Source organism: Microbacterium sp. 13-71-7, from assembly GCF_002257455.1.
In the GTDB taxonomy this organism is placed as follows: domain Bacteria; phylum Actinomycetota; class Actinomycetes; order Actinomycetales; family Microbacteriaceae; genus Microbacterium.
Window position 1 is genome coordinate 1 of record NZ_NCKN01000126.1, and the last position, 11,969, is coordinate 11,969.

Below are 11,969 nucleotides of genomic sequence, written 5' to 3' on the forward strand. Positions count from 1 at the left end.
ACCGATCAACCCTATTGCCGCTCGAAGCCATCCCGCCCCGCCGCCCCCCAGTCCGCGTCGTCCCCATGAGCGGAGCCCCTGGCGTCCGCTCATGGGGACGACTCGAAGGTGAGGGGACGACGAAGGCCCGGATGCGAGGCATCCGGGCCTTGTGCCAGGGGCCGACCCGCACTCGGCGGGGCACTCCCTGGGGAACTCGAAAGGTGCTCAGCGCACCACGACGGCGAGCACGTCGCGCGCCGACAGCACGAGGAACTCGTCGGCGCCGAACTTCACCTCGGTGCCGCCGTACTTGCTGTAGAGCACGCGGTCGCCGACGTTGACGTCGAGCGGGACGCGGTTGCCGTTGTCGTCGATGCGGCCGGGGCCCACGGCCACGACCTCGCCCTCCTGGGGCTTCTCCTTGGCGGTGTCGGGGATGACCAGGCCACTCGCGGTGGTCTGCTCGGCCTCGACCTGCTTGATGACGATGCGGTCCTCGAGCGGCTTGATGGAAACCGACACGGTCTACCTCTTTCTTGACGGTTCAAGACTGATTAGCACCCTCAGCCCGAGAGTGCTAACGACAGTCTAGGCACATCGCTGGCACTCCCGCAATCAGAGTGCCAGTCGCGGGACACATGCGGCCGGGTTCCGCCGACGTCAGTCGAGGCGTTGCGGGACCGCGTCGGGGTGGGCGGCCCGGATCTCGCGGACCCGCGCATCGTAGGTCGCACGGTTGAGCGACGGGGCGCATGCAGGCCGGATCACGAAACCTGTCTTCGGATCCACCAGTTCGACTCCGGTGCGGTCGTCGATGATCGCACCGCCTCTGGTCCGCCCCACCGCCGTGCGGTAGCCGGCGCGGTACTCCGCGTTCTGCCGCGCGTGCCCAAGGATCGAGCAGCCGAGAGTGAGCAGCATCCAGGCGGGGAGAAGGCACCAGAGTACGAGCACGATCACCGGCCCGTCCGGAAGCCGACGCAGGATGAGGCCGGTCAGCATGACCACCATCATGAGCGGCGCCGCGGCGACGAGCATTCCCAGCGCGAGCCGGAACCATTGGAACGACGTCCGTCCAGGCAGGAGAGCGCGCGAGGCCTCGGGCCGCCACGGCGCGGGGTCGAACGAGGCGGCTGCGGATGACGCCGCCACGGACGATGGCGTTGCGGGCGTCACCGCCGCAGGCGCTGCCACGCGCGCACCAGCCCCGCGCTCACGCACCCATCGGTCGAAACCATCGATTCCGCGCAGCGCTGCCCGGATCTCCAGGGGCGTGGCGTCGCTCACCGTCGGACGCAGTGCTGCCAGAGCCGCGCCTTCCATGCGGAATCCGGTACTGCGTGCCAGCGCACCGCAGACCGTCGCACCCAGGAGGACGAACGCCCCGAGGAACACCAGCAGCAGAACCGGGGGGAAGCCCTGTCCTGTGCGACGGAATCCCGCGATGACGCCGACCAGCACCGTGTAGGTCGCGAACGCCACGAGAACCAGCGCCCAGGCCCACATCCGCAGTCGCACCCGCGTACGCCGCATCTTCGCGGCCTCCGGGCCGATCCGCCGCACCCACTCGTCCTCGACCGCCGTGGTCGTGCTCACCGGCTCCTCCGTCCGCGTCGGGCGGGGCCGCGACGTCGATAGCCTGGACCGCGTGGATATGAGCGAACTGCGAACGCTGCTGACGCCCGAGGCGCTGCGGATGCTCGACGCCCTCGGGCCCATCGCGTCGACGGATGCCGCCGCCCGCGCGGTCATGCGACTGCGGGCCGAGGGGCATTCCCCCGAGTTCGTCTCCGCCGTCGTCGGCCAGGCACGGCTGCGCACGAAGGCGATGGCGAAGTTCGGCGAATTCGCGGAGCGGATGCTGTTCACCCGCGCCGGCCTGGAGCAGGCCACCCGACTCGGCGTCGCCGCGCGGCACGCCGGACGCATGCGCGCGGCGGGGATCGCGCACGTCTCCGACCTCGGCTGCGGGATCGGCGGCGATGCGCTGGCGTTCGCCGGCGCCGGTCTCGGGGTGACGGCGGTCGACGCCGACGAGGTCACGGCTGCGCTGGCGGCGTACAACCTCGCGCCGTTCGGATCCGACGCCGAGGTGCGCCACGGGTTCGCCGAGGACCATGCACCCGCCCCTTCGGCCGCCTCGGCATCCGGATCCGCGGCCGTGTGGCTGGACCCGGCCCGGCGCACGGCGGGGCATTCCGAGACCCGTCGCGTCGCCGCCGACGACTACTCCCCCTCGCTGGACTGGGCGTTCGCGCTCGCGGAGCAGATCCCCACCGGCATCAAACTCGGGCCCGCGCACGACCGCGACGCGATCCCCGCCGATGTCGAGGCGCAGTGGGTGAGCGCCGACGGCGACGTGGTCGAGCTCGTGCTGTGGTCCGGCGTGCTCGCCCGCGAGGGTGTGCGACGCGCCGCGCTCGTGCTCCGCGGCGACAGGGCGCACGAGCTGACCGCGCCCGCCGACACCGACGACGCCGAGGTGCGCGAGCTCGGCGCGTACGTGCACGAGCCGGACGGCGCGGTGATCCGCGCCCGGCTGATCGGCGACCTGGCCCGGCGGCTCGACGCGGGCATGCTGGATCCGCACATCGCCTACCTGACCTCCGATGCCCCCGCCGACAGCCCCTTCGCCGCGTCGTTCCGCCTGCGCGAAGTCCTGCCCATGAACCCGAAGGCGATCTCGACGGCGCTGAAGAAGGCCGGGATCGGCCGACTGGAGATCAAGAAGCGCGGTGTGGACGTGGATCCGGCGGCGTTCCGCAAGAAGCTCACGCTCCGCGGATCCGCGGAGGCGACCCTGATCCTCGTGCGCATCGGAGACCGGCGGCACGCGATCCTCGCCGACCGGGTCTGAAAGCGGTCAGGCTGCGGGCTTGAGCCCGAACGGCGGCGTGGGCTGCGGATCCGGGTTCGCGGTGATGACGAGATAGGACGAGAATCCGGTCCAGTACTCGAGCCGGTAGGCGACGTGCGACGTCGTCGCCGGCAGATCCAGGACGAGGGTGGGCGGAGCCTCATCCGTGCCGAAACGGGACGGCGAGGAGACGTCGCGCTGCTGTCCGCAGTCCTTGTACGTATTCCCATCCTCCACGACCAGGCAGAGATCGCCCTGCTCTCGATAGCCGACCCAGACGGGGATCCCGCTCATGCGCCCGGCCATCATCGTCGCCCTGAACCCGTTTTCGGACGTGATGCGCTTCCAGGTCTCGGTCTCCTCGGGATTCAGCCCCGGGTCGGGGTTCATCATGGACGACCAGTGCTGGAGATACCCCATGGGCGCCCCCGTCCCGCTCAGCGAAACGACGCCCTGATCGCCGGCCACGTTGCCGTCCGCACCGGGTTCGCTCTGGCTCGCCACATCCAGCGGTCGCTCGCTGATCGTCCCCCTCGGGCGGCAGTTCTGCTGTGGAGGGGACCCATCGACGTCGATGATCGCGCACACCAGATCGCCGCGGGACTGCGTCGCGTACCAGAGCAGAGCGTGGTCCGAACGAGCCAGCAGGGCGACGCTCCCCGGGTCGTGATCCGCGCCCTCCACCACCTTGTCCCGGCGTTCGCCCTCGCCCGCCCGCAGCGCCAGTCCGACGTCCCGCGGCCGAGGGATCGCTACGCCGATGAGGACTCCGACCAGGAGCAGGGCGATCAGGCCGCCGACGAGGTAGCGCGGGCGCTTCCAGCGGCCGGTCGCGAGCCAGGCCGAGACCTCGGCGCTGAGGCGGCCGAGCGGCGTGCTCGGCGCGTTCCCGAGAGCCGTCGGCACCGCAGGAGTCGCCCGGCCCGGGACGAGGGCCGCGGCGGACCCGGTCTCGGGGAGCGCGGCAGCCCGCCGCACGGGCGCGGACCCGTCGAGAGCCTCAGGACCCGCGGGCGCCGCATCAGCGACCGAGCCGGCCCCATCAGTGGCCGGGGCAGCCGCCTCAGCCGCGTCAGGGATCCGATCGGTCTCGGAGACCGGATCGCGTCGAGCGGCGTCCTCGCGGCGCAGCTCCGCGAGGCGCGCGGCCTCGGCCTCGCTCAGCCCGGATCCGTCCCTCCCGAAGGCACGGCGCTCCAACTCGCGCCGTTCTTCGCCCCCCGCCGGATCCGTCATGCCGCTATCCGAACCAGCCGAACAGGTATCCGGCCCAGACGAGCCATCCCGCACTGTAGAGCGTCGCCACGATCCCGAGCACGAGCGCCCAGACGGCGATGGCCCTGCTCTCCCCCGACCGGCGCAAGGACATGATCGCGGCGATCACCGACACGATCGCGACCGGGATCCCCCAGCCGACGAACAGCGAGGCGAACAGGGCGACGATCGCCGACAGCAGCACCCACGGCGCGAGCCGGGGCTCCGAGGAGGAGCGCACCGGGGTCTCGGTGCCGTCCGTGGGGTGCCATTCCTCGTGCACCACCTCCGCGCCGTCGCGGTCGAGCTCCAGCTCCTCCGGTTCCAGCCCGCCGTCCAGCTGCGGGCCGCTCTCCATCCCTACGGGCACGGGCGCCGTCGGCAGCCGCGTGTAGCGCTTCGGGTCCTTCCCGTCCGTGGTCGACATCATCCGACCTCGATGCCGGCGACGACGGGGGCGTTGACCGCGGCGCCCGCGTCCTCGGCGACCTGGATCTCGGTCACGGGCAGCGTCGAGTCAGCGCCGAACGCGAGCGTGGAGGGGCGCCGGCCGGAGGCGATGAGCTCTGCCGCGAGCCCCGCGATCATCGCGCCGTTGTCGGTGCACAGCGACAGCGGCGGGATCCGCACCGTGACCCCCGCCTCGGCGGCCCGGGCGAGCGCGACCTCGCGCAGCCGGCGGTTCGCGATCACGCCGCCGCCGAGCAGCAGCCGGGGGACGCCTCGATCGGCGCAGGCCGCGAGCGCCTTGGTCACGAGCACGTCGACCACGGCCTCGCGGAAGCTCGCCGCGACGTCGGCCACGGGGATCTCGGAGCCCGCCGCCTGCTCGCGCTCGATCCAGCGCGCGACCGCCGTCTTCAGCCCGGAGAAGGAGAAGTCGTAGCGGTGCTTCTCCAGATCCGATGCGCGGGACAGCCCGCGCGGGAACCGGATCGCCGCCGGATCGCCACCGACCGCGGCCCGGTCGATCTCCGGCCCGCCGGGATAGGGCAGACCGAGGATCCGTGCGACCTTGTCGAAGGCCTCGCCGGCGGCGTCGTCGACCGTCTCGCCGAGCAGCTCGACGTCGGTCGTGAGGTCGCGCACGTGCAGGAGCGAGGTGTGACCGCCCGAGACGAGCAGCGCGATCGTGGGGTACTCCAGGGGGACGGAGTCGGGCGTGAGGATGTCGGCCGCGATGTGCCCGACGAGGTGGTTCACGGCGTAGAGCGGCTTGCCGAGCGACACCGCCAGCCCCTTCGCGGCGCCGATGCCGACCATGAGCGCGCCCGCGAGGCCCGGACCGCTCGTCACGGCCACGGCGTCGAGATCCTCGAGCCGCACCTGCGCCTCGGCGAGCGCACGCTCGATCGCCGGCTGCATCTCCTCGAGGTGCGCCCTGGCGGCGACCTCGGGCACCACGCCGCCGTAGCGCGCGTGCTCGTCCATGCTCGACGCGATCGTGTTGGACAGCAGAGTGCGCCCGCGGACGATCCCGATCCCGGTCTCGTCGCAGCTGGTCTCGATCCCGAGCACGAGAGGCTGGTCAGTCATCGGATCCCTTCACATCAGCAGGATTGCTGTCATTCTGCAGGACGGATCCGGCCGGATCCCCCTCAGAACCGGCATTCGTCCTGCCGTCCTGCACGTTCGCAGCCGCCGAGGCGGGCCCCCGGGCCGCCCGCGCGCGGAGGTCGAGCCGCATGATCACGGCGTCCACGTCATCGGGCTGGTAGTACCCGGCGCGGCGACCGATCTCGGCGAAACCCTCGGAGACGTACAGCCCCTGAGCCACCGGGTTGTCGGCGCGCACCTCGAGGAACACCTCGCGCGCACCCCGCTCCGCCGCCTCGGCGAGCAGCGCGCGCAGCAGCGCCCGACCCCGGCCGGATCCGCGGTGCGCCGCATCGAGGGCGATCGTCTGGATGTCGCCGTCGGCGGATCCGCGCAGCGCGCGCACGCCGCCGTATCCCACGACGACCTCTGCGACGCCCGGCGAGGCGGAACCGGCGACCGGCTCCACGTCGACGAGGTAGCGGCCGTGCGGACTGGAGAGCTCGGCCGCCATCAGCTCCGCGCTCCACGCGTCGGTCGGGAACGAGCGCCGTTCGATGAGCATGATCGCGTCGAGGTCGGCCGGCGTCGCGACGCGGATCACGGCCCGACCCTCTTGGGCGCCGTCGGGACGCGCGCGTCCGGAGGGCGCAGGTAGAGCGGCTCTGATCCGGTGAGGGTGCGGCCGGCGGCGACGGCGCGACGGGCGATGCGCGCGACGGCCGCGCCCGAGATCGCGGTGACCTCGATGCGGCGCAGCGCGCCGAGCTTGCGGTCGACGTCGGCCTGCGGCACGAGCACGGTGTCGACGACCGCATGCGGGATGCCGTCGACGTCGATCCCCTCGTACACGGTCACCGCGGTCTCGCGGCGGCGGGCGTCGGTGAGGATCGCGAACGGCTCCGCGGGGGCATCGGCCTCGATGACCTCGAGCGCGGCGGCGTGGTGGCTCGGCACGGCGATGACGGGCACCCCGCGGCCGAGGGCGAACGCGCGTGCGGCGGCGATCCCGATCCGCAGCCCCGTGAACGGGCCGGGGCCCATGCCCGCGGCGACATGCGTGAGCGGATCCTGCGCCGGATGCTCGTCGGAATCCGCCGTCGCCGAGGTTGCACCGGCGGACGTCGCGGCGGCCAGCACCTGCTCCAGCAGGGATCCGATCGCCTCCGCGTGTCCGAGGCGGCCCGTCTGCGACACGTCGGCGAGGGTGCGTCCGTCCCGGCCGATCAAGCCGACGGCCGAGCCGAGTGAGGTGTCCACGCCGAGAATCACCCCTCCAGGTTAGCCGCCGTGGTCCTCGACCGGTCCCTGCGCGCGGTCCGCCCCTGATCGGGCTCCTCAGCGCACCGCCGCCCCTGCCCGCTCCCAGCGGTCGCCCCCTCGGTCCTGGGCGAGGACTGCGGCGTCGGCCGCGGCGGCCGACAGCACGTCGAAGTCGTAGTCCGCGGCCGCGGCTCCCGCCCAGCCGACGCTCGCCGACACGCGCACCGAAGCCCTGGGGCCCGAGTCCTCGATCGTGGAGACCTGCAGAAGCAGCCCTCGCAGCTCTCGGCGCACGGCCTCCTCGGTGCCGGGCAGCAGCGCCCGCACCTGCACGTCGGAGACCCGCTCGACGTCGGCCGCCGCCGGCAGGGCACCGAGCACGTGGGCGTGGAAGGCGTCCACGATGCTGGCGAACGCGGCCGTGCCAGAGGCCTCCTGCAGATCGGCCGGATCGTCCAGCCGGATGTCGAGCAGCGACCAGGACGGATCCTGCAGCCGCTGCGCGCGGGCGAGGCGCGCCCGCAGCGCCGCGCCGTCCCCCTCGACCCGGCCGCCCCTGCCTCCGCCGCGGAGCAGCACCTCGCCGCGGGCGAGCAGCACGATCGTGATCGCGGCGCACTGGCTGGTCAGCAGGATCCCGACGCCGTTGATGTCGCGGAGCATGCGGAGCTCGTCGCCGGGAGCGGATCCGACGCCCGCGATCCCGGCGACGATGCCGAACACCGCGACGACGACGAACGCGGAGGAGATCAGCGCCAGCGGCAGCACGACGTCCCGTGCGCTGATCCGCAGGCGGAACAGCTCCCACGCCGAGAGCCCCGCGAACACGGCCGCGCCGGAGAAGACGATGCGGAAGACGGTCGGATACGCGTCGACGGTGCTGGACGCGGTGAGCAATGCGGGACCGATCACGACGAAGGCCACCGCGGCCGGCCACAGCGGACGCTTCTCGGCGTAATAGCGGATGCCGAGCCACAGCAGCGGTTCGAAGCTCACGATCAGGCCCGACGACAGAGCACGCAGCGGGGCGCTGTCGAACTGGTTCGCGGCGACCCACACGTAGGTCGCGAGCATCGCGACGCCGAACCCGACCGACCACGTGATGGTCGCCCTGCTGGGGCGCGGCATGAGCGCCAGACCGAACACCAGCGCGGCCGACAGCGTCACGAGCGCGACGAGCGTCACGGACGTGTTCACGGTGATGCCCACGGGGGCGGTGAGGGGGATCATGCGTCGTTCCTCTCGGGGCGCCGCGGCAGGAGAACGCGCATGCGCGTGCCCTCGCCGAGCCTGCTGCTGACGTCGATGTCGCCGTGATGGGCAGTCACGATCTCCCGCACCGCGACGAGGCCGAGGCCCGTCCCCGGCACGCCGCTGAGCTCGGCGCGCTCGCCGCGGAAGTAGGGCTGGAAGAGCTGCTCCACATCGGCGGGCGCCATGCCGGACCCGGTGTCCGCCACGACCACCTCCGCCCTGGCGTCGTCGGCGACGCCGAGCGAAATGTGGATGGATCCGCCGGCCGCCGTGTACTTGACGGCGTTGCTGAGCAGGTTGTCGATCACCTGACGCAGCCGGAACGCATCACCGTAGATGAGCAGCGTCGACGCGCCGGCCACCTCGACGCTCAGCCGGTTGGCGGTCGCGGTCGGCAGGAACGAGGAGACCGACGCCTGCACCAGGGCGTGCAGGTCGACCGGCTCCGACAGCACACGGGGTCGCGGACGCGACACGTCCAGCGCCGTCGTGACCAGATTCTGCATCCGCTCGGCGGCCCCGGCGACCACGCCGAGCTGGTCCGCGGCGCGGGCCGGCAGATCATCCCGCTCCAGCAGCAGATCGACGTGACCGACGATCGCGGTGAGCGGGTTGCGCAGCTCGTGCGTGAGGATCGCCGACATCAGCCGGCGCTCCTCGGCCGCGGCGAGCCGGGCGGTGACGTCGTCGATCTTGATCAGGACGACGGCGCCCTGGTCGGCGTCGCTCGCGATCGGCTGCGTGTCGACCTCGAGGGCCCGCCACTCGCCGTCGACGCCGTAGAGCCACACCCGCTCGCCGTCGAGGTGCTCTCCGCGGGAGGCCCTGGACAGCACGGTCGCCTCGACCGGGATCGGCTCCCCCTCGCGGTCGTCGTACTCCACGGCGAGCGCGGGCAGCGCGAGACCGTCGGCGTCCAGACCGTACAGGCGCCGGTAGGCGTCGTTCACCTTCAGGATCGCGCCGTCCTCGCCGACCGCGGCGAGCGCCGTGTCGAGGGCGTCGATGATCTGCGTGACCCGGCGCTCGTGCGTCTCGGCCCGTCGCGCCACCCGGTCGATCTGCTCGGAGCGACGGCGCAGCAGGCGGCGGGAGGCGCGCGAGCGCCGCACCCCGATGCGGATCGTGGTGCCGAGGAAACCGAGCCCGAACGCCGTGATGAGCACACGGAGCACCACGTCCGAGATCAGGCCGGTCTGGTTCGCGATGGTGAACAGGAAGGCCGTGATGAGGGCGATGCCGCCGAACACCGCGAGCATCGAGTAGTACGTCGCGATCCACGTGATCGGGATGACCCAGAGGAACCCGAGGCGGATGTCGGGAGCCTGCGTCGTGAGGCCGATCGCGCAGATGTCGATCATCGGGACCGCGAGGATCCCCGCGGGCGGGATGCGGTCCCACGGCAGCACGAGCACCACGGCCGTGGTCAGCACCGACAGCGCCAGTCCGGCGGTGAAGAGCGGCGTGGCGAAGACGGTCGGCTTGAGGGCCGCCACGAGCACGGCGACCGCGACGGTGGTGCTGACGAAGATGAGCTGCCAACGCCAGATCGACGCCCTGCGGGACATGCCGATCCTCTCTCCCGCACGGCGCGGATCCGGTTGCGGGACGCATCGCTCCGCCCCGGCCGCGCCGGGTGGCTCAACGCTTCCGCAAGGTTATCCAAAGAAGCGCCGAAGCCCCTTCAACGGATATATCGCGCCGCCTAGCATCGCAGCAACGAAGGTCCCCCACAGACCGGATCCCCTCTTCCACCGGCGGATCCGCACGACGCCGTCGACGGGCAGAAAGGGAGCGTGCTGTGATGACCGGCCCCTCTGCACCCCCGTCCGGCGGACGCCCGTCCGTCTGGCGCGTGCTGGTGGGTCTGCTCGTCGCCCTGACCGTCGCGACCGGCATCATCGTGGTCCCCTGGTTCCTGCTCCGCCACGAGGCGGCCCCCGGTGCCGCCGAGGGCCCCCGCTGGTTCGGCGGATACTACGACGTCACGGCGGCGCACCCGGCCGCGGCCGCCCTGCCCGGCGCGGGCTCCGATGCCGTCGTGCTCGCATTCGTCACCGCGGGCCCCGGCGATGCGTGCAGCCCGGCCTGGGGCGGCGTCTACTCGCTGGCCGAGGCGAGCCGTGCGCTCGACCTGGACCGCCGGATCGCCCAGAAGCGCGAGGCCGGCGCCGCCGTGACGGTGTCGTTCGGCGGCGCACGGGGCACCGAGCTCGCCAGCGCGTGCGGAGCGGTCGGCGACCTGGTCAGCGCCTATGCGAAGGTGCTCGAGCACTACACGGTCACCACGGTCGACTTCGACCTGGAGAACACGGCGCTCGGCGACGTCGTCGCAGGGGACCGCCGCGCGGCGGCCATCGCGGGACTGCAGGCGCGGGCGCGGGCGAAGGGGTCGGATCTGGCCGTCTGGCTCACGCTCCCCTCGGATCAGGACGGGCTCGGCACCGACGGGCTGCGGGCGATCCGCCAGCTGCTGCAGGCGGGCGTGCGTCTCACCGGGATCAACGCGATGACGATGGACTACGGGACACCGCTCGCCGACCGGTCGATGGCCAGGACCGCGATCACGGCGCTCACCGCCGTGCACGATCAGCTCGGCCGGCTCTACGACGATCTGCACCTCGCCCTTCCCGACGGCGGCGCATGGGCGATCATGGGCGCGACGCCCATGATCGGGCAGAACGACGTGAACGGCGAGGTGTTCGCCCTCGACGATGCGGCGACGCTGAACGCCTTCGCGCAGAAGCAGCGCATCGCCCGCGTCTCGATGTGGTCGCTCAACCGCGACCGCGCCTGCGACGCCGACCATCCCGACGGGCGCACCGCCTCCGACTCCTGCAGCGGCATCGCGCAGGGCGAGGCCGCCTTCGCCGCCGTGCTGGGCCGCGGCTTCGCGGTCGAGCACGCGCTCGCGGGATCCCCCGCGCCGACCGCGGCCACCGCGGGCGAGGCGACGGCGCCCTTCACAGGCTCGCCGGCACCGCCGCCGGCATCGACCCCCGCTCCGACTAGGGACCCGTAACCGGGACGGAGCGGGTGGCGCCTCGGGACAAGGCGCCGACCCGCTCCCGGGACCCTGCCCGGGAGCGGGACCGGACACCGATGGGGACTCGGTGCCGGTACGCGGAGGCCGGGTGCCGATCGGGATCGGCGCCCGGAACTCCGTGGGAGGCACGGGTCCGGTCCGTGCCGCACAGGCGATGAACGGATCGCCGACGGGGCGCCGAACGGGGGTTCGGCGCCCCGTCTTCCCCGGAGGGCGGACCGCGGATCAGCCCTGGGAGGGTGCGCCGTCCGTGTGCGCGGTGAGGCGGTAGCCCACGCCGCGCACGGTCTCGATGTACCGCGGCTCTGCGGTGCTGTCGCCGATCTTGCGACGGAGGTTGGCCATGTGCGCCTCGATCGCGCGCTTGTCGGGCTCACCCACGTAGGACGCGGATCCGAAGGCCTCCCCGCGCAGCACGAGCGCGAGATCCGCCTTGCTGCGCACGCGGCGCTTGGATTCGAGCAGCGTCGCGAGCAGATCGAACTCGGTGGGGGTCAGCTCGACCTCCCGCTGCGCCACGAGCACGGTGTGCGTGACGGGGTCCAGTCTGATGTCGCGGTGCGCATGCCACTGCCCCACGGTGCCGATCGTCGGGATCGCCGCCGTGACGGAGGGGTTGCGGGCGGGCGCGGGCTGTCCGTGGCCGGGGGCACCGGACTCCGTGGCGGCGGGCACCGCGGCGCCTGCGCCCGCCGCGCCGGTGCTGGCGTGCGCGGGGCCGGCCGATCCCGTGCCCGCGGGTGGCGTGGCGGCCGGCGCCGTGGCGGCAGGGTGGGC

Annotated in this window: 12 protein-coding genes; 2 read left to right on the plus strand and 10 right to left on the minus strand. The window is 72.7% G+C overall.

Annotated elements, in window-relative coordinates:
• Positions 1-207 precede the first annotated feature (207 nt).
• Positions 208-504 (minus strand): co-chaperone GroES, encoded by a 297-nt coding sequence (groES, locus tag B7X32_RS12730; protein ID WP_292720108.1) that lies wholly within the window; start codon positions 502-504, stop codon positions 208-210.
• A 138-nt stretch (positions 505-642) separates the two neighbouring features.
• On the minus strand, positions 643-1,578 hold the full coding sequence (locus B7X32_RS12735) for a hypothetical protein (protein ID WP_292720110.1): 936 nt from the start codon (positions 1,576-1,578) through the stop codon (positions 643-645).
• A 52-nt stretch (positions 1,579-1,630) separates the two neighbouring features.
• Between B7X32_RS12735 and B7X32_RS12740 the strand changes: the two genes are divergently transcribed.
• A complete protein-coding gene (locus tag B7X32_RS12740; protein ID WP_292720112.1) occupies positions 1,631-2,839 on the plus strand; it encodes a class I SAM-dependent methyltransferase in 1,209 nt (402 codons plus the stop codon).
• Positions 2,840-2,845: 6 nt separating this feature from the next.
• Here the strand turns inward: B7X32_RS12740 and B7X32_RS12745 are convergent, their stop codons facing one another.
• The 7 genes from B7X32_RS12745 to B7X32_RS12775 form a co-directional block, all read right to left on the minus strand.
• Positions 2,846-4,075 carry a hypothetical protein gene (locus B7X32_RS12745; protein ID WP_292720114.1) on the minus strand — a complete coding sequence of 410 codons (1,230 nt, stop codon included), beginning with the start codon at positions 4,073-4,075 and terminating at the stop codon, positions 2,846-2,848.
• A gap of 4 nt (positions 4,076-4,079) precedes the next feature.
• The gene (locus tag B7X32_RS12750; RefSeq protein ID WP_292720118.1) at positions 4,080-4,523 is read right to left on the minus strand and encodes a hypothetical protein; all 444 of its coding nucleotides are present in this window, start codon (positions 4,521-4,523) and stop codon (positions 4,080-4,082) included.
• Entirely contained in the window at positions 4,520-5,629 is a 1,110-nt protein-coding gene (tsaD, locus tag B7X32_RS12755; protein ID WP_292720121.1) for a tRNA (adenosine(37)-N6)-threonylcarbamoyltransferase complex transferase subunit TsaD, read from the minus strand. The genes B7X32_RS12750 and tsaD overlap by 4 nt, the downstream gene beginning before the upstream one ends.
• Entirely contained in the window at positions 5,622-6,233 is a 612-nt protein-coding gene (gene rimI / locus B7X32_RS12760) for a ribosomal protein S18-alanine N-acetyltransferase (protein WP_292720124.1), read from the minus strand. The genes tsaD and rimI overlap by 8 nt, the downstream gene beginning before the upstream one ends.
• On the minus strand, positions 6,230-6,901 hold the full coding sequence (gene tsaB, locus B7X32_RS12765) for a tRNA (adenosine(37)-N6)-threonylcarbamoyltransferase complex dimerization subunit type 1 TsaB (protein ID WP_292720127.1): 672 nt from the start codon (positions 6,899-6,901) through the stop codon (positions 6,230-6,232). Before tsaB ends, rimI begins: the two co-directional genes overlap by 4 nt.
• Before the next feature lie 66 nt (positions 6,902-6,967).
• Positions 6,968-8,122: a hypothetical protein gene (locus B7X32_RS12770; RefSeq protein ID WP_292720130.1), complete on the minus strand. Its 1,155-nt coding sequence runs from the start codon at positions 8,120-8,122 to the stop codon at positions 6,968-6,970.
• Positions 8,119-9,714 (minus strand): ATP-binding protein, encoded by a 1,596-nt coding sequence (locus B7X32_RS12775; protein WP_292720133.1) that lies wholly within the window; start codon positions 9,712-9,714, stop codon positions 8,119-8,121. The genes B7X32_RS12770 and B7X32_RS12775 overlap by 4 nt, the downstream gene beginning before the upstream one ends.
• 236 nt (positions 9,715-9,950) lie before the next feature.
• Between B7X32_RS12775 and B7X32_RS12780 the strand changes: the two genes are divergently transcribed.
• On the plus strand, positions 9,951-11,168 hold the full coding sequence (locus B7X32_RS12780) for a chitinase (protein ID WP_292720136.1): 1,218 nt from the start codon (positions 9,951-9,953) through the stop codon (positions 11,166-11,168).
• A 249-nt stretch (positions 11,169-11,417) separates the two neighbouring features.
• On the opposite strand, the gene B7X32_RS12785 is transcribed toward B7X32_RS12780, so the two are convergent.
• Positions 11,418-11,969: winged helix-turn-helix domain-containing protein (locus tag B7X32_RS12785; RefSeq protein WP_292720139.1), on the minus strand; the 552-nt coding region annotated here is incomplete at its 5' end.